This is a genomic window from Mucilaginibacter sp., from assembly GCF_025359345.1.
GTDB lineage: Bacteria > Bacteroidota > Bacteroidia > Sphingobacteriales > Sphingobacteriaceae > Mucilaginibacter.
On the sequence record NZ_JANYGQ010000022.1, the window covers coordinates 145315 to 163762 of the forward strand.

The 18448-nt window shown below is 45.7% G+C and carries 15 protein-coding genes; 5 read left to right on the top strand and 10 right to left on the bottom strand.

Going from position 1 to position 18448, the window contains the following annotated elements; genetic code table 11:
- The first annotated feature begins 535 nt into the window (after positions 1 to 535).
- From Q0R52_RS13785 to Q0R52_RS13800, 4 genes are all read left to right on the top strand, one after another.
- A complete protein-coding gene (locus Q0R52_RS13785) occupies positions 536 to 1663 on the top strand; it encodes an acyltransferase (RefSeq protein ID WP_295795251.1) in 1128 nt (375 codons plus the stop codon).
- A gap of 78 nt (positions 1664 to 1741) precedes the next feature.
- Entirely contained in the window at positions 1742 to 2599 is an 858-nt protein-coding gene (locus Q0R52_RS13790; RefSeq protein ID WP_295795252.1) for an AraC family transcriptional regulator, read from the top strand.
- A 94-nt stretch (positions 2600 to 2693) separates the two neighbouring features.
- The gene (locus tag Q0R52_RS13795) at positions 2694 to 3221 is read left to right on the top strand and encodes a DinB family protein (protein ID WP_295795253.1); all 528 of its coding nucleotides are present in this window, start codon (positions 2694 to 2696) and stop codon (positions 3219 to 3221) included.
- Positions 3222 to 3387: 166 nt separating this feature from the next.
- Entirely contained in the window at positions 3388 to 4215 is an 828-nt protein-coding gene (locus Q0R52_RS13800) for a hypothetical protein (RefSeq protein WP_295795254.1), read from the top strand.
- A 66-nt stretch (positions 4216 to 4281) separates the two neighbouring features.
- On the opposite strand, the gene Q0R52_RS13805 is transcribed toward Q0R52_RS13800, so the two are convergent.
- Together Q0R52_RS13805 and Q0R52_RS13810 are read right to left on the bottom strand one after the other, a co-directional pair.
- Positions 4282 to 5367: an alkene reductase gene (locus tag Q0R52_RS13805; protein ID WP_295795255.1), complete on the bottom strand. Its 1086-nt coding sequence runs from the start codon at positions 5365 to 5367 to the stop codon at positions 4282 to 4284.
- Positions 5368 to 5467: 100 nt separating this feature from the next.
- Positions 5468 to 5803, bottom strand: coding sequence for a hypothetical protein (locus Q0R52_RS13810; RefSeq protein ID WP_252789850.1), 336 nt, complete (start codon positions 5801 to 5803; stop codon positions 5468 to 5470).
- Positions 5804 to 6074: 271 nt separating this feature from the next.
- On the opposite strand from Q0R52_RS13810, the gene Q0R52_RS13815 reads away from it, so the two are divergent.
- Positions 6075 to 6404: a hypothetical protein gene (locus Q0R52_RS13815; protein ID WP_295795258.1), complete on the top strand. Its 330-nt coding sequence runs from the start codon at positions 6075 to 6077 to the stop codon at positions 6402 to 6404.
- Positions 6405 to 6483: 79 nt separating this feature from the next.
- Here the strand turns inward: Q0R52_RS13815 and Q0R52_RS13820 are convergent, their stop codons facing one another.
- The 8 genes from Q0R52_RS13820 to Q0R52_RS13855 all read right to left on the bottom strand — a co-directional run bounded on the left by Q0R52_RS13820 (position 6484) and on the right by Q0R52_RS13855 (position 18423).
- Complete coding sequence (locus Q0R52_RS13820) at positions 6484 to 8154, bottom strand: DUF4157 domain-containing protein (RefSeq protein ID WP_295795259.1); 1671 nt, start codon at positions 8152 to 8154, stop codon at positions 6484 to 6486.
- 22 nt (positions 8155 to 8176) lie between these two features.
- A complete protein-coding gene (locus tag Q0R52_RS13825) occupies positions 8177 to 10003 on the bottom strand; it encodes a DUF4157 domain-containing protein (RefSeq protein ID WP_295795260.1) in 1827 nt (608 codons plus the stop codon).
- A gap of 30 nt (positions 10004 to 10033) precedes the next feature.
- Complete coding sequence (locus Q0R52_RS13830) at positions 10034 to 10702, bottom strand: hypothetical protein (protein ID WP_295795261.1); 669 nt, start codon at positions 10700 to 10702, stop codon at positions 10034 to 10036.
- Positions 10699 to 15600 (bottom strand): DUF4157 domain-containing protein, encoded by a 4902-nt coding sequence (locus tag Q0R52_RS13835; protein ID WP_295795262.1) that lies wholly within the window; start codon positions 15598 to 15600, stop codon positions 10699 to 10701. The genes Q0R52_RS13830 and Q0R52_RS13835 overlap by 4 nt, the downstream gene beginning before the upstream one ends.
- Before the next feature lie 327 nt (positions 15601 to 15927).
- On the bottom strand, positions 15928 to 16383 hold the full coding sequence (locus Q0R52_RS13840) for an FkbM family methyltransferase (RefSeq protein WP_295795263.1): 456 nt from the start codon (positions 16381 to 16383) through the stop codon (positions 15928 to 15930).
- Entirely contained in the window at positions 16373 to 17011 is a 639-nt protein-coding gene (locus tag Q0R52_RS13845; protein ID WP_295795264.1) for a glycosyltransferase family A protein, read from the bottom strand. Before Q0R52_RS13845 ends, Q0R52_RS13840 begins: the two co-directional genes overlap by 11 nt.
- Positions 17012 to 17041: 30 nt before the next feature.
- Positions 17042 to 17719: a hypothetical protein gene (locus Q0R52_RS13850; RefSeq protein ID WP_295795265.1), complete on the bottom strand. Its 678-nt coding sequence runs from the start codon at positions 17717 to 17719 to the stop codon at positions 17042 to 17044.
- Between the two features lie 17 nt (positions 17720 to 17736).
- Complete coding sequence (locus tag Q0R52_RS13855; RefSeq protein WP_295795266.1) at positions 17737 to 18423, bottom strand: glycosyltransferase family A protein; 687 nt, start codon at positions 18421 to 18423, stop codon at positions 17737 to 17739.
- Positions 18424 to 18448: the final 25 nt, after the last annotated feature.

The following is an 18448-nucleotide window of genomic DNA, read 5'->3' on the forward strand; positions in this document are numbered from 1 at the left end:
GCTGCAAATTTCGGCATTTAAAGATGAGGAAATGCTGACACTGTTTTGTCAGCATTTTTTGCATTTTTCGTAGCGATTTTTAAGTAAAAACCTGCCTTTTTGGCCTGTAAATGCACTTTTTAACAAAATAATTGCCTGTTCCACTGTTCCACCATGTTCCTTATGTTTCACTGTGAACAGCAACGTTTTTTGGCTCTATTTATGCCCGGGCTGCTAATTACCCACCCGTCCAGGGATGGCGGGTCAACTACGCCAACACCAACCCATCCCCTAACGCCTTATCATAACTCTCCTCATCAAACTTATAATAAGCAGGTGAGCGACGGGCGCCAATACTCCGTTTCTCATCAAGCTTAACAATCAACCCCAGTGAAATTAAGTTTCCGGGTGCGGTTTTTTACTTCACTAATTGACCCGGCAGGATTTATTAAAACCGCTCTTGTAAATCCGGTTGTTTTAATTATCATTGTGTCAGCCAAACGCATTAGCGTGCAGTAACACTCCCCTTTATCCAATTTAAACTAAATTAACCTGAATGAGCGCAACTACTACGTACCTGCCACCAAAAAAACACTACGAAATTCTTGACGGGCTGCGCGGCGTAGCCGCTGTAACTGTGGTTATATTCCACATACTTGAAACTTATTCGGGCGACCGCTTCCACCAAATCATCAACCACGGCTACCTGGCAGTCGATTTCTTTTTTTTACTCTCGGGCTTTGTAATAGCCTATGCCTATGACGACCGCTGGGCAAAAATGACGCAGTGGGATTTTTACAAACGCCGGCTTATCCGCCTGCAGCCAATGGTAATTGTAGGTACTATCATCGGGGCGGCGCTTTTTTATTTCCAGGCCTGTAATGTCTTCCCGCTCATAGCCGGTACACCGGTTTGGAAAATGCTGCTGGTAATGGTGGTGGGCTTTACTATGTTACCCCTGCCCATATCAATGGACATACGCGGCTGGACCGAAATGAACCCGCTGGATGGCCCGGCCTGGTCGCTCTTTTTCGAGTACATCGGCAATATTTTATACGCGGTAATTGTCCGTAAATTTTCTAAAACGCTGCTTACTGCATTTGTAGTACTCTCTGCTTGTTTCCTGGTGCAATACCTGTTGCAGGGGCCGCAGGGTGATGTAATTGGCGGCTGGGCGATCGATAAAACGCAGCTTCACATTGGTTTTGCACGTTTACTGTTTCCGTTTTTTGGGGGTATATTGCTGATGCGAATGGGTAAACTTATCCATATAAAAGGCGCTTTTGTGGTATGCAGTGTGTTGCTGTTGGTTGTTTTGGCTATCCCAAGACTTGGCGGCCCTACGCAATTGTGGATGAACGGCATCTACGAGTCGGTTGCAATCATCATATTTTTCCCTTTGATAGTTGCTATCGGGGCAGGTGGCACCATGACGAACGCATATACCAAAAAAGTATGCAACTTTTTGGGAGCTATCTCCTACCCTTTGTATATCACCCATTACCCGTTGATTTATTTACATCTGGCGTGGGTAGTAAACAATAAAATCCCGATGCAAACCGGCCTTTTAGGCGGACTGGTTGTATTGATAGTTGCAATTACCATAGCTTACGCATCATTGAAACTGTATGATGAGCCGGTTAGGAAATGGCTTACCAATAGGTTTTTGAAAAAGCAAGCGTAAAGGGTAAAGTTCTCTTTTGTTGATTATTAAGATTATTTCCTAAACTTGTGCTGGGTAACAATATTGCCTGCAATTAACATGGAATACAAAACATTTGCACCACCGCCACACCTCGGAGACCTGGTGCAATGTTTTTGGTCGTTACAAAGCAGTGAGGATAACATTACCCCTAAGGAGTACTTTTTGATGGCTGATGGCTGCCCTGAAATCATCTTTCAGTACAATGAGGGCTTTCAAAAATATTCCACACAAAGCGCCCGGATGCGTTTTCAGCATTCCGCTTTTGAAAGGTTTGATGTCGGCAGGAATGTCGGTTTTTTTGGCGTGCGGCTGTATCCACATGCAATAGGTCAATTATTAAAGATGCCTGCAAATGAAGGAATAAATCATGTTTTTGATTTTACAGTTTTATTTAAGCAGGATGGAGAAAACCTGGCAGACCAGGTATACAACGCCAAAACTGCCGACGAACGCGTGGCTTTGGTTTCGGGCTTTCTTACAAAAAAGGCAATAAACAACAAACCAGACCCAATCGAATATCTTATCAAACAGGTCATAGAACAGGCGGGCCAGGTCGATATTTCAAAAATACAACAGCAATCAAACCTGTCGGTTAAGCAATTTGAACGAAGGTTTAAAACCATAGCCGGCTTTTCGCCAAAATACTATGCACGGATTGCGCGTTTCCAGGGGGTGCGCACCCAATATTGTTCCGGCCAATTTGAGTCGTTAACCGGGCTCGCTTATTCATGCAATTACTACGACCAGTCGCACTTCATTCGCGAATTCAAAGAGTTTTCGGGAGTGCAGCCGTTGCATTATCTAAGATTTGTAGAAAAGGCGAATACTGGCATTTCAAAAAAGTCTAAAAACATTAACAGCTCCCCGAAACCGCCACAATTCGATGGCTACCTGCCCTGTGGTTTGTTTGTTTAACACCTGCTCTCCCTGACGATTTTGTACAATTTTCTGAGTAATTAACAAAATACCTTGCGGCCTTAAACTAACACAGGTATTAAGACAAATTACAATGAAAAAAATCACAAAATTATTTACTCTTCTATTGTTGGTGCTGCTTGGAGGTATTGCCAAATCGCAGGACATCGGCCAAATGGTTAAAGATTGGGAACGGGCAAAAAACTACACCAAACACTATTTAGAGGCCATGCCCGAAGACGGCTACGCATTTAAACCAAGCCCCGAAATGCGCACTTTTGCCGAACACATGCTGCATTTTACTGATGCCGATTATGAGCTGGCTCCCTTGGCCGGTGGCCTTAAAAGCCCGATAGCCCCCGGAGAGGCGGGTAAATCGCCCGATAAATCAAAGGCGGCAACTATTAAAACGGTGATGGCGGGTTACGATTTTGTTATCGCCAACATTAAGAACATAAAGCCCGGCGAATTGCAGGATACGGTAAAAGTTTTCAATAAATACACAATGACCAAGGGAACCCTTCTAAACAAAATTTTTGAACATCAAACTCACCACCGCGGGCAAACAACCGTTTATTTTCATTTGAAGGGGATAAAACCACCTGATGAAGAGTTGTTTTGAGATTTGGCATTCCAAGATTGGCAATAAATTCCATATCTAAATATATTTCGATTATTGATGCTATGTTCCAAACGGTTTAGAATACCACGCAGCAGGTTGAATTTATTTTATCAGCCATTAAATAAAAACCAGCTTTAGTAAATATTTAGCTACTAAAGATATTGCAATGAAAAAGATTATCCTTACCCTGGTGCTGGGCGGCATTATAAAACTCAGCGTCATGGGTCAAAATATTGTACCTCCCGATGCAAAGGTGACCGTTTTTATACAGGAGGGTGTGCCCGTACCAAATGACGAATCGGTTCCGGCCTTTATGCCCGATGGGAAAACGGTTTACCTTGCAGACAATAACACAATCCGTTTTTCGAAACTGGTTAAAGGTAAATGGACCAATCCCGTTGTGGCCCACTTTTCAGGCCAATGGCATGATTGGGACCCATTCATAAGCCCCGACGGAAAGCGATTGATATTCGTTTCAAACCGTCCATCACCGGAACGGCCGCAGGACAAGCCTCAAAAGGATAGCCACCTTTGGTACGTCGATCATATTTCGGGCGATAACTGGACAAAGTCGGCCCATCTCGACGGGCCCGTAAACGTACCCGGGACTGTGGCCTACGCGCCATCGCTCAGCAGTGCAAAAACGCTTTGCTTTTGTTCGCGCAACCGCGATGGTAATAAAGGAATGTGCGGCTATTCTTCCAAATGGCTGGGCGATCATTACGACAAACCAAAACTGCTGAAACTAAATGGCGACAGCGATGTATTCGATCCGTTTATATCCCCCGACGAGCGTTATATTATTTTTGCAAGCGACAACAGCCTTTACATAAGCTACCGCAAAGGCGAAGAGTGGCTGCCGGGCCAAAAGCTAAGTGCAACTGTTAACAGCGGTAATAACGGCAGCCCGATTGTATCGCCCGACGGAAAGATGCTTTACTATTCGCAAGATCATGCACCGGGTATTTTAATGGTGCCCGTGAATATTCCGTAATTCCCCAATTAATCAAAAAGCCCCGGATCGAAAGATCTGAGGCTTTTCAGTTATTGTGCTTTAAACTTATTGAAACACCGGATAATCTACATATCCCTTCCCATCAGCAGTATAAAACAAATCCATATGCAAGTCGGCCGATAACGCAAGCTCGTTTTCGAAACGCTCCACCAAATCGGGATTATTAATGAATGGCCTGCCAAACGCAGCAAGGTCTGCAAGTCCGCTTTGTAACTCGGCTTCTGCAGTTTCAAGGGTATGGCCACCTGCCAGTATAATTGTATTTTTAAATTTAGCGCGAATGGTTTCCTTTATTTCGATTGGTACTTTTGGTGCTCCCATTGCCGAATGGTCAACAACATGCAGGTAAGCAATGTCCAATTGATTAAATTGTTCGGCCAGGTAAGTATAAGTCGCGTCAATTTCAGGATAATGCGGCATATCGCTGGCTACACCGTAAGGCGACAACCTGATACCTGTTCTGTCTTTACCGATCGCTTCCGCCACTTCGCTTACTACCTCGAGAACGAAACGGGCGCGGTTTTCAACGCTGCCGCCATATTCGTCAGTGCGGATATTGCTGATGGGCGATAAGAATTGCTCCAGCAGGTAACCATTGGCGCCATGCAGCTCTACTCCGTCGAAACCTGCTTTTATTGCATTTTTTGAAGATGTAACAAATTCGGCTTTCGTTGATACCAATTCTTCAGTCGTCATCGCTTTTGGCACCGGAAATTCCTGCATTTGCTGTGCGTCGGTCCACATATGGCCGGCAGGTTTTACTGCCGATGGCGCCAATACTTCAGCTCCTGCGGGCAAATTCAGCGGGTGGCTTATGCGGCCGGTATGCATCAGCTGCACTACTATCTTCCCTCCTTTTTCGTGCACGGCAGTTGTTACCTTTTTCCAGCCCTCAACCTGTTCATCACTAAAAATACCCGGGATACGGGCATAGCCCAAACCGTTTGGCGATGGCGATGTGCCCTCGGTAATAATAAGGCCTGCACTTGCGCGCTGTCCGTAATACTGCGCCATTAAATCGTTTGGCACATTGCCGATTGCCCGGCAGCGGGTCATTGGCGACATTACAATACGGTTTTTTGTGGTTATAGCTCCAACCTGCGCGGGCTCAAATAGTCTGATGTTTTCCATTTTGATTTAATTGCTGTTTAAACACATAAATATATGATTCTTTCCGCTCACAGTACTAACGGAAACTAATTATGACAAATTTATGTTTGGAGTGGGGTACCTAAATGCTTAGCGGGGCTGGCTTTTCTGTCATTTTCTTCCAGATAGTATATCCGCCATAAATGAACATCAAACCAATAAACAGGTATACCCATATAGAAATATTACGACCGGCAATAATAAGATACAGGTAAGGCAGGCTAAAGCTTAGGGAGGCAAACAGTAGCGGAATAAGGATTGCTTTTTTTGCCCTGAAGTTCTTTATCACCCAGCCAAGGAACGAGAAAAAACACACCTTACTTATTAAATAAAGACTGCCGATGGTTAAAGGGTCCACCTCATGCCTTTCGCCCAGGCCGATAACCCAGTCTTTAAATAGTGTTATGTATTCCGTCATTTATTGCAAGGTATGAATTACAAGTACACATAACGCGTAATAAAGCAAATTAGCTTATCATTTTTAGTTAATATTTCCTCAGTCTGTAAATATTGGTTAAGATGGCTACAAGCTGATAGCAATTCACAGGGCATCTGTTATAACACAGGTAGATTTTTATATTGATAATATATCGTTGGTAATTGGCGCAAAATAATGATATTTTCCGCATGCGATATTTTTTTTAATTTTTACTATATTTGATAACCAAACAATTAAACCATACGAAACCATGAAAAAGATTTTATTATTAGCTACCCTCATTTTTTCAATGGGCGTGGCATTTGCTTCATCAATTACCGACGATCATCTTACAGGTTACATTGACGACTCGCACTGCGGCGGAAGCAAAACACCGATGTGTACACCTGCAACCCGTGTTGCCTGCGCCAAGCAATGTATTAAAGGCGGCGCTACTGCAGTTTTGGTTGTAGGCGATAAAGTTTATAAAATATCAAACCAAAAAGCGGTATTAGAATATGCCGGCAAAAATGTAACAATTGACGGTAAAATAACCGGCGATTCCATTGAAGTAACAAAGGTTATTGAAACCAAGTCATAGTCGATCTCTCAAACTTTGCAAAAGTAAAAAGCCGCAAACCAGAAGATTTGAGGCTTTTGCTTTCGGCAGAATCATTTGATCAAAACCCATCGCGGTCGGCCTGGTCGCGTGCAGCAATACATTTGTCGCGGTCGGGGCCCGGGTCATGTGCTACAGCACATACATCATCATTAAGTAAAGGGTTGCTGTTTGTATCCATTTTACTATTGGGATTATTGGGAAGGTCCTTCGGTGCGCTCTTGTTCATTTCTTCTTCAAACAAGTCCAGCCGTATTTCCAAATTTATATCCTGGTTACCCGCTTGTGCTTCAATATAACTATATCTGTCGCCTAACCCCAGCGCATGGTGTACTTCGTGCGAAAGGGTGTCGGGCCCGGATGCCCAGTTGTCGGAATTGGGCCATTGGCAAAAATTCACTGTAAATTCAAAAACATCAGGCCCCGGCGCATCTACAAAAACAATATCAAGCGTGTAACCTTTGGTATGCGACGCCCGCTCAATTGCATCTTCCAATTGTTTTATTTTTATGACATCATCTTTGTCGCCATTAAGCTTAACTTTTATCATCACCCTGATGTTATTCGGATCGGAAGCATCTGCAATAAATGTCTTGTTTTGTGTACCCTTACGAGTCACCCTATCGGCCTGCTTGCTGGTAGCAACCACCCTTTCTTCAACATCCGCAAATAAACCGTCCCATTCTTTTTTTTCTTTTTTCAAAGCGGCATCAACTGCAGGTCGTGTTTTCTTTTCAACTTCTGGCGAACATCCATATTCCTTTTTAGCTGTGGCTTTCCCCCTGAAAGGCTTTGTAAGCAATAGTTTTAATTTTTGCAAATAGTAAATCCGTTTATCGGGCTCTGCTTTTGCACGCTTAATAATCCTCATAACTGTTTGCCAGGATTCATTGTCCAGCTTAAATATTTCCGGCAGCATAAAAATCTCCTGTTCAAGTTTAACTGCTTCCATTTCAACAGGGTCAGCCTGTGGTTTTGGAGCAGCATTAGCAACTTTAGGCTCGCGGTAAATATTTTGTACCGAACTTTGTTGCAGCGTATGCACGAGTTCATGAGCTAACAAACGTCTTCCGCTGGCTGAAGCAGGTGTATACTCTCCTTCATTAAAGTAAATATCGTTTCCTACTGTAAACGCCCTTGCGTTTAATGTGCGGTTCAACTGTGCAGCTTCGTTATTGTCATGAATTTTCACGTTGCCAAAATCAACCCCAAACCTGTCCGACATAAAGGAATTTGTAGCGCCATCCAAACTACTTCCTCCCCCCTCCGATGCTGCTATCCGGTTGTGTATCGCCGGGCTTACGCCGACTCCCGCTTTGCCGCCTGCTTTTGTTATTGGCGTAATACCACCTCCGGGGCCCGGCTTGCGCTGTATTTTTTTATCCTCCTCTTCACATGCTGAACATTTTCGTTGTATTTGCTGGTCGCCGGGCACGCGCATCACCTTGTCGGCAATATTATCCGCTTCCTGTTCATGTTTATCGCCCGGCTCGTTTACCGTTAACTTTGTTTGTATGGTTTGATTGGAATAAACAGGAATTTGACTGAAGCTTGCGTTCGAAGTGTATTCTTTGTTTAATGCGCCTAAATTAAATCCCGTTGCACCGGCAAATCCCTCGGTCGGTTTTTCCTTGCCTCCATAACGATACCAGTTTTGAGTCCGCCCCTTTTTGGCCCGAAAACTCCCCTTGCTACTGGAAGTTTTGGCTTTTTTTTGTAAAGTGGTAAGCATGTTATTTATGGTCTTTTAGTGGTCACGGTGCAAGGAAAAAGTCGCGTAAAACCTGTGCGGTGTTCATCAATTCTGCTTTGCGGGCCGCCGCTTTTGCCCCGCTTAACGATGCACTGGTGGCATTACCAAATGTTTCTATCAGAACAATATTCATAGCAGGGTGGGTAGGTGTGTCGTGCGAGCCCCATTGGCCAAACGTAACACCCGACGACATTTTAGGGGCGGTGCCCGTTGGGTACCTGGTTCTCTCGTCTTTCGTGCCGAGAAAATTGCCCGGCACACGCACACCAAGTTTGTCTGCTTCCTGCGCCATTTTTAAAGTTAAAGCATCATCTTCTTTTTCGTGACCGGGCCTCGGATCAGTGGTAATACTGGGGCCGCCTTCTTTTTTAAGTTGCGCGTCATTTTTCGGAACAGAATGCCCATGTACGCTTGCTACTCTTTCGGGCTGAAACCTGTTTATCAAATCCATCAGCACTATATTTTCCGGTTCAACACATCGGTTTTCCGAATCGACCTGGCATCCTAAAACTGTGTTGAAAGAGGCATCCGCGCCCACAGCCGGAAATTGCCGGTTGGGGTCGGGTGTATCCACATCCTTTGCTTTGCCTTTAACCAGTTGTTTGGTTGTTCCGCCTGATGTTCTTCTTTCGGCCAAGGGCCTTGACGAATGCACATTGGCAGAAAACAATTCGGGAACGATTATTATCGAAAAGAAAGGCATCGGTGCATTTGGCGCACGAAGTAAATCCAGCAAATCATTTACCACCTCCACACCCCCGGGCTCGCTGCCGTGTACACCGCCAATAATAAGTGCGCGCCTGTCAGTTGTCCCCCTAAAATAAAATGCCTGCACCGTGTGCGAACCGGAACCAAGCGTTCCTGCAATATTACCCGGTTCGGGCGCCCACTTGTTGTCTATAGCCCTTTTTTGCCGTTCCTGTATATCGTCCTTTGGCCAGAGCGGTTCGGGGCCGTTTTTCATTATTTTTTCGGCCAGCCAACGGTCGTCTGTTCCTTCGGCAAAGGTTGCTTCAACTTCTGCTTTTAACTTCTCATCCGTCGTTGGCGATGCAGCCCTCAGCCTGTCAAAAAGGTCCTTCTTTTTAGCCAGTGCCGCTGCGGCTTCTGCAGCCTTTGTTTCCGCCGATTTCGCATCACCTTCGCCCTCACGCTGGATTGCACTATTTTTAACGCTTGAATTTTGCTGTATAACGTGGGTTAATTCATGCGCCAGCAAACGTTTTCCTTTACCCGAACCTGGGTTATACTCCCCCTCGTTAAAATAAATATCACTGCCGGTAGTAAATGCCCTGGCATTTAACTCGCGGTTCATTTTGGCCGATTCGTTATCGGCGTGAATTTTTACACTGCCAAAATCAACCCCAAACCTGTCCGACATAAATGCCCCGGTAGCGCTGTCCAGGCTGCTGCCGCTTCCTTGTATGTCGGCAATCCTGTTGCTTAACGCCGGGGTTGCCACTGCCCCATCCCCGCCTTTTGTTTGTGTCAGTGGAGTTATTCCCGATGATGCCGGCTTACGCTGAACTTTTTTTTCTTCATCCTCACAAGAGTCGCATTTGCGTTGTATTTGTGGATTTTCAGTAGTCCCTACTATTGTGTCGGCAACGCTGTCGGCTTCCTGCTCATATTTATCGCCGGGCTCGTTTACTGTTAATTTGGTTTGTATAGCAGGCGCAGAATGAGGGAATAGTTTGATATTTTCAAACTGATGTGTTACAGTGCTTTCGTTTTCAGCATTTGCCGGTTTACTGGCAGCGGCTCTTTTCCGTCGCCTTGTCGATGCCGGGCGATATGAGGGAGAAGATGTCCTGCTAAAACCTCTCATAATTATTGCTTTTGTAAATCGCGGCAGTTTTTAGTGAAAGACATAGAGAAAAGGCCTTATCGAGTATCCTGTCAAATCGGAGCTCTCGATTGCATTCTTTAGTTCTTCAGATATCAGGATTTTCCCCGATATTTCATATTTGAATAAATCATACACTTTGTTCAGCACCAATTTTTGCGGGCTTATAGTAAAATTATATCCTTTAGCAGCGCGTAGTTTCCTGATATTATCTGTAAAATCTTGCATCGACGATAATTTTATTTCCTCTAGTTGTTCTTCTTTAAGTCTGTCTTCAAAGAAAAATGATGATTCTTCGAAATTTATGGCAGGGCACATTGTTAAATTAAGGAACCGATAGTCTTTTTTTTCGCTTAAATGTTTAATATAAACATCCATGTATTTATAACAGCACATCGAAAAGCCTTCCAATAATTTAGCAAATGCCGAGCTTACAAACAAACCATTCATGTCTAAAAAATTGGAACTCAAAATATCAGTTGGTTTTGCCTTTTTATCTCCGGAAAATTTCTTCATATCAAAATTATCTTCAATAAAATCATAATATATTTCCTGGTACCTGGAAGTGCGTTCTCTTGAGTTATTTTCCGGATCGATAAAACCAATTATTTGATTATCTGAAGAGCCGGTTATAACTTTGTCAACCGAATACATTAATTCATAAATTAGTACTTCTTTCATGGTTTTACAATTTTGGGCTTTGTAAACTTCAAATTATCAAGCTTTTCAAGTGGGTTGTCCTTTATAGTTTGTTTAATTCTCGCGGCAATGTCTCTCATCATTTGCGCGGCTTCTTCTTTTGACATAGCAGCAACAGTTGTCCGCGATTCGGCTAGGGTTTCCTGTATCAATTTTTTCACCTCTTTAGTGTAGTTTGGATGGCTGGCATGTACTCCCTTTAACCCTTCTTCCGTCCTGCTGCTAAAACGCGACACCCATTTACCATTAACATCGCCGTTAAACTCAAAGCCTCCTTCCAGGGCTTTTTTCAGCAAATCGTCTTGCCCAATAACCTCAACCGGTATGATGTGATGCGCCTCAAAGCCCTTGCCGGGGCTGGCTTCTTTCAAACTGCGCCCGAGTTTGTCCCTGCCCCCTTTTGCATCGGCGGCCGCCTGGCCAAATTCTTTTGCAAACTCCACCGGGTCGAACGCCATCCTTTCCTGGATGATCTTTCTCGCCTCCTTTTGAATCGCCCGTTCTTCGGCTTTAAGTTCAGCCGCAGTAAGGGTTTTGCCGGCGGCAAGCCGCGCTTCAGCTCTCGCTTCGTAAAGACTATGCACTTTTGCGAACAAGTCGGCAGCCTGTTCTTTTGTTAATTTTTCCAGCCTTTTGGCCATTTTCACCCCATCAGCTGTCTTTCCACCAATGCCGACAAGGATCCCCTCAACCTCCTTGCCTTCTTTTGACATAAATTTTCCTTCCTTGCCAACAATACCACCTGCTTTATTTTTTACTTCAACAATGTCGCCGGTTGCCAGTAGCACCCAGGGGTTAACCTCGCCATACAAATAGAACCTGAATTTCTTCAGCTCGATCTTAAACTTCTTAAACCTGAATTTCTTCAATAGACCGGCCGACAGTTCCTCTAACGATTTGGCGCCGTCTTTCAGGCCGGTTTTAAGACCGCTCAGCACCAGTCGCCCGTTCTCCATAGCGGCTTTGGCGCCATCTTTGGCAATTGTGCCAAGTTTGGCTACGTTTTTAAGCTCTTTTGCGGCCAGGTTCCTGGCTGCCGATTTTCCAAACTGCATCAAGCCTTTCGCGCCACCCTCTTCGGCTGCTTTGATGCCCCCTTTTATGCCTTTTATCATTTCGCCGCCGCCAATCAGGTCGAAAATAAAGGCCATTATCAGTTTCACGAAGGTACGGGCGAGTGCCATTGCACCCTTCGCAATTTGCCCCTGCCATGCCGATACTACATACGTACCCAGGAATACTATGCCGTCCGCGATATCCTGTGCGGCAAACAGGGTGGCCAAAAGCTCCATTATCACCGGTATCGCCGCGGTAACAGCACCGCCGGTTACCACTTCGAGCACTATACCCGCAAGCAAGCCTGCAATAAGCCCTGCTATTACCTTACCGCTATTTTTACCCCACCATGTTGATATGGCAGTTTTTATCTGCCCCAGCACATATTGACCACGCTCCCATGCGTTTTTAAATGGCCCTACCTTGCCTGCGTTATCCACTACCTGCTCAGCTGCGCCTTTAGCGGCATCTATGGTTCCGCTATCGGCGCCCTTCATCGCTTCGGCCTTAGCGGCGTCTGCCTGCGACGCGTCGGCGCGGGCATCGTCAAGGGCCGTTTCATTTCCTGGTGTTCCGCCAAATTCGGTTTCACCGTCACCTTTGGATTGCAACTGTTCGGCAAGCGCCGGGTCGAGTTGCAGGTTTTCAACTACTTCGTTGTTCACTACATCGTCGGCGGTTAATGCCTCTTGTTCGGGTCCCGGCTCTTTCTTATCTTCTATTCCCAGCGCCTTTTTGCCGTATTCCAGGGTTTCAAAACCATTACCGATCTGGGTTTCGTCCTTGCTCTTATCGTAGCCTATCTCGTTTGGCAGCGGGTTGGTAATGTCCTGGCCGATCACCTCAACCGATACCTGCGACCAGAAATGATCAGGCGCCTGGCTTGCGGAGGTCACCAGGTTGGCAAGCCCCTGCAGAATCTTCATCAGCCCGACGGTTAAAAACTTTAGGGCATCTATTAGTAAATTGAACGCCTTCTGGTAAAGCGATAAAATAAAATCGAGCGCGGCACCAAGTGCATCCAGCAGCGCGTTCACCGCCTTTTTTAAATCATCGGCCCATTTATTTACAGCGTCAACGCTGTAGTCAACAGCGTCGTCAATATAGCCGTTGATTTTCTTGGCAAGGTCCGGGAAGGCTGCGAAGGCAATATTTACAAATGTTTTCAGCATTTCACCAAATGCTTTTATCAGGCCTACTACTATATCGCGTATGGCATCGATTAGAATATCTACCGCCGCCTTAACTTTTTCTATTATAAACTTTACGGCCTTGCGCAGCTCATCGAATATAAAGTTGACTGCATCTTTGATACTATCCCAAACATCGCTTAAAAAGTCGCCGACGGCGCTAAAGAAGCCGCCGCTTTCCTGTTTTTCTTCCGCTTCCTTCTTTTTAGCCGCCGCTTTTTCATCAGCTTTAGCTTTTTGATCAGCTAAATCATCCTCGTTCTTTTTATATTCAGCTTCTATGTCATCGTTTGTCTTTTTTACTTTAGTATCTATTTCACCACTCTTCGAATCACTTTCCTGCTTTACAGAATCATTGTAGTCTTTTGTTATTTTTTCATTTTCAGCCGTCCAGGTCTCACGTTGCGTACTTACTTCTTTTTTTGCCTTTGCCTGCTCCTTTTGTTGATTTCGTTTTGCGAGTTCTGTTTGCTCGTCAATTTGCCGCATCTTGTCCTTTTTCTCCTTGTCCTTGTCATCCTGCATTTTGGCAGCTGCCTCGTCATTTTTTTGTACCTGGGCAGCGGTTTCAACCTGCATTTTTGATAGGGCGCCGGTATTAAATGCTGCAGCAACTTCGGCCGATACCTCCGGTGGGTTAACAGCCTCGCCACTAACCCGGGCTGGCGGCGTTAACTTATTTCCGGGCTTAAGCTTTCCGGGTTTAAGGTCGGGGTAGATGTTGTTTTCGCCGAAATCCTGTTTGGTAAGGGCATCGGCATTTGTTTGCTGTTGCGTTACAAGGGCTTCCTGCTCGGCGCTTTCCTTGTTAATTTCATTGGGGTCCGCATCATTGGTAAGGTCGGGTTTGCGTCTTGGCCCCAGCGAAGTGCTTATACTGTCATCAGTAGTGGGCAGCGATGCAATCGAATTGCTCAACGCCTTTTCAAAAACACCCCTGTCGTCAACCTGGGGCTGTGCCAAAGCCGGAGGGGTTTTTACAATCGGTTTTTGGGGTATTTTAATTTCCGGCGTGTCGGCTTTAGGCTTTTCACCACCAGCTTTTTTCGCTGCAGCAGCAGCTTTTTTTGCCGCAGCTTGTTCCATGGCTGCACGGGTGGCGATGGTCTTTTCGAGCGTAGGCAGGCCGGTCGGTTGGTCAATAACGGGCATATCTTTTTGCAGGTCGTCCTTCTCTTTACCGTGTATCTGGTTTACATCGGCATCGGCACTTTTCATCGAGCTAATGAAGTCCGTTGGCTGCTGGTGCTGTAATGATGCCAGGTAGGCTGTTGTGCTTGATGTGTCAGCCTTTGGCGTTTCAGCCCGCTTGTCTTTATCTTTTTCAACCGGCTTTACTTCCTTGCCCTTTTCACCGCCGGGTGCGCCTTTTGCAGCGCCACCACCTGGTGTTGCACCGGGGCTTTGTTTTGCCGATGGCGGAGCGCTCACAGCGCCCGCACCACCGGGGGCCGCTGTCGGAGCGGCCACAGCAGGTGTTGCCATTGCCGGGGCAACCTGTACTGCGGCTCCGCCGCCGACACCGCCATTCGACATTTTGCGCTGCAACAGGCTTGGAGCAACACCATTTTGCTGTTGCAGTACATGTGTCAGCTCGTGCGCCAGCAGGCGTTTACCTTCGGCATTTTCCGGTGTAAACTGCCCGGTGTTAAAATAGATATCGCTGCCATGGGTAAATGCCCTGGCTTGTATGCCTTTGCTCATTTCGGCGGCCCGGCTGTCGGTATGCACCCGTACCGACGAGAAATCGGTTTGGAAAGCACTTTCCATAAACCTTTTTGTACCAACCGGCAAAGGCGCACCACCCGATTTAGAGCTGTTTAAAGATGACTGCCAGGAGCCTGCGGCCTGCGGTTCGGCGGCGGATTTGCCTGTCTCCCGCATAACCTGTTCTTCGTCGCCCTCATCGTTTTTTGCATTGGTATTAGGGTCTTCCTCCTTGCGCATAACGTCATCGTCGCCCCCATCGTCTTCGTCGGTATCTGCGGAGTCCTCCTCCTTACGCATTACTTCGCCGTCGTCATCTCCGTCATCCTCATTAGTATCTGCGGAGTCTTCTTCCTTGCGCATTACTTCGCCGTTTTCACCACCGTCATCTTCATCAGTATCTGCGGAGTCTTCTTCCTTGCGCATTACTTCACCGTTTTCGCTGCCGCCCTCTTCATCAGTGTCTGCGGCGCTTTCTTCTTTGCGCATTACCGCCTGTTCATCCGAATCATCAACAGCGGCATCCTCCTTACGCATCACCGGCGTTTTGTCCTTATCCTCATCCTCACATGCATCGCATTTACGCTGTACTACATCGCTGATATTGCCGGTTAAAACTTCGCCGGCCGATGGCTCGGCCATGCGCATTACCTTATCGGCCATGCTGTCGGCTTCCTGCTCGTATTTATCGCCGGGTTTATTTACGGTAAGCTTAGGTTGAACAACAGACTGCCGGCCCGGGTACAACGGCACAATACCAAAATTGTGGGTATATGGCGATGACTCCCGTGTCCTTTCAGCGGTTGCTTCCTCCGTATCGGCGGTTTGCTTAGCAGGCGGTTTGCTTTCAACACGCAGCGCAGTTCTTTTCGCTTGCCCCTCTGCAGTGGCCTTCGACGTTAACTTTGCTGTTGCGGTTAAACTCATTTTAGCGGTGATCTTTCAAAAAAAGTTGTGGTCAAAATACAATATTGTTTTTATGGCGATCAACAAATCAATATTAGTATGTCGAAGAAAAAATGTAGTATCCACTTTATCGCTTGCGATAGAAGTGGTGCAAAAGCTTAGCTTAAAGACGCGGGTTTACAAATATTAAATTCTCCGTATTTTGCACAGCTAAGTGGTAGCCTTTGCAATACTTTTTAAACCGCCAGAGCAATTCAAGACTGCTGTTGTATTCAATACATAAAACCCGGCAGCCAACCGCCCTTAAGTCAATTTGTTTAAGTATGGTCCAGTCATTGCCCTCGGCGTCTATCGAAATAAAATGAAACATCGACCTTGATTCGTTGTAAAATGTGTCCCATTTACCAGTTCAATTTCGCATTCGGTAAACTCTACATGGGGCCAGCGTTTGGTCTCTTCAAAATCGGCGGTTGAAACAAGGCCTTTGTCGTTCCCATTCGAAACATGATTGCCGCTTTCCCAAAACTTTACTTTTTCATCGCGGTCGCCAATACCATAGTTGTAGATATGAACATTGGGGTTTAAGCTATGGCGTAAAAACAAATCGGCGCATGTGCTTCCGGGCTCTACCAGGTGTGCATGCCAGCCGTTTTCAATCAACAGCTTCGAGTTACTCAGGTCGGTGCCATTATTGGCGCCAATTTCAAGCAGCGTGCCTTTAAAACCACCGAAATAATTTAAAACAAACTCATCTTCGTTGTTTTGCGAGTAGCCCATATTCTTTACCTGTATTTCACGATGCAATATTTAACCCGAAATTGATTTTCTGCCGTTCGCTAAACAGGTTTAGGCCCTGGTCCCAGGTGTTCTCGTTCCTGGTATAAAGCGCGTCCCTGTCGGCCTTGCCAACGCTGTAATGTTTGTGCTCAAATAGCAATGCTGATATTATAACCCGGCCTAACATATGCCCAACGGCAGTTAGTTCGTTATCGCAAAACATATGTAAATAATCGGGGTGATAGATGTAGCCGAAACGGTTGTAATAAGCCCTGTCCATTATTGGCAGGGTAATTAGTTCGGGTTGTATGCCGTCCTGGGTCTTCAGTAAAAAATCGGCTTTTCCTGCTACTTCCGCAAGCAACAGCGTATCCCAATGGGCAAAAGGATAAAAATCGTCAGAGATAACGATAAGCAAATCGCCCGTTGCTATTTTGGCGGCGTTGTTTATGGCGTCGATAGCCGAACGGTTGGCATTTGAAGAAAACATAACCTGTTGCGGAAACAGTTCGAGGTAGCTTATCCTGCTTTCGTCATCATCATCCAACGACAGGATGTATTCAACCTCGTTATCGGCACTGTCAATCCAAAGCAACGCGGTTTCACAGGCCTGTTGCGCACGATTGCGGCTGGGATGAATTAAACTGATTTTCATAAAATCCGGAGTCGGATTAGTTTAAGGGGACTATTTTACCCGCAACCCATTCACCGGGTTATGCAAGTGGTCGCATTTTATCTGATGCTCGTTCCACAGGCTGAAAGCGCTGCCAGCATCAAAGCTCATAAACGCATCGGGGAAGTGTCCAAGATTTTGCGGATCGTACCTGAAAGGGAACTTTTCAATCAGTACCCTCTTGTACACGCTACAGCCAGACAAGCAATGACCGGTTGGCTCCAGGCTGGTAACGGTGCTGTCAAAATCATAATTATGGAAGCCGTGATAATATAACCCGCCAACTATCCCCCAATTTGGGTTTTGCGCATCGAGCCTCGATATTCCGTTTTCAAATCTGCTCAACAAATCGGCTGGCGAGCAAACATCCGTTTCGATGATCAAAAAATAAGGCAGGGTGGTTTGGGAAAGGTAAATGTCGCGAAGGAAATTAACCGAGTCGCATACATTGCGCTGAAACTGGCTCACTTTCGGTTCCTCCGAAACTTCAAGGTGATAAACGCGGAAGTTGTAATAGCCCCGTTCCTTAAAACTGGTTTGCAGCTTGTTAAAATAGCTATCGCCAATAGTATTGTCTACCACAAACACAGGCTGCCCCGCGGATACTTCAAATAAATTACTAAAAAATACGTCATCACAGTAATCCTTCACCTCGTTGGTATAAATTGCTATGAAATATTTAGGCTCCATGTTATGCTGTATCAAATTTAAACCGTTTGCTTATCCTGTTCATTTAGCCACTCAAAATATCCATTCCTGAAATTCGACTGGGTATTGGCGTGCTCAATAAAATACAACTCTTCTTCATTCAGATCGCTATAGAGCAGGTACCAGGGCAGGTGCCTTGCCGTAAAGTCGCCGGCTATACGTAGCGCATTAAAATCAGGATGTTCGGGTTTACGCATCAGGCAAAAAGTGGTGTCTACCATCGCTTTATAAACGTCTTTTTCCAGCTGGTTTATCCAGAATTGTTTTTCCCAGTTGATGGAGCCGGTAAAACAGTTTTTATAACACTCCTCCGGCACATCGTCAATCCTTAAAGCAAGACCAATCTTTTTTTCGTCGTATTTTAACAGCGTCGATTTCATCACCTCCAAAAAGTTATCTGGCATCAACGGGTTTAGCTCCAGGTCAGAATCTGAATAGACGATGTATTCGCTATCGATACTATTCAAAAACCCGCTGTCAAATAAACATCCGGCACCGTAGTTATCTTTAAACCTTACCACATCGTTAACCGGCAAAGTGTTGTACCAATCCAAAAGTGACGGATAGGTTGAATTATTATCCAATATAACCACATTGTTAAATTCCCGCTGTTTTAAAAACCCGTACATATTGTGGGTTGAGGTGAGGCGGTTAAAATTATTTAGGATGATGGGCGTATCCTTCATTTAAAAATCAGGGTTATTATGACTC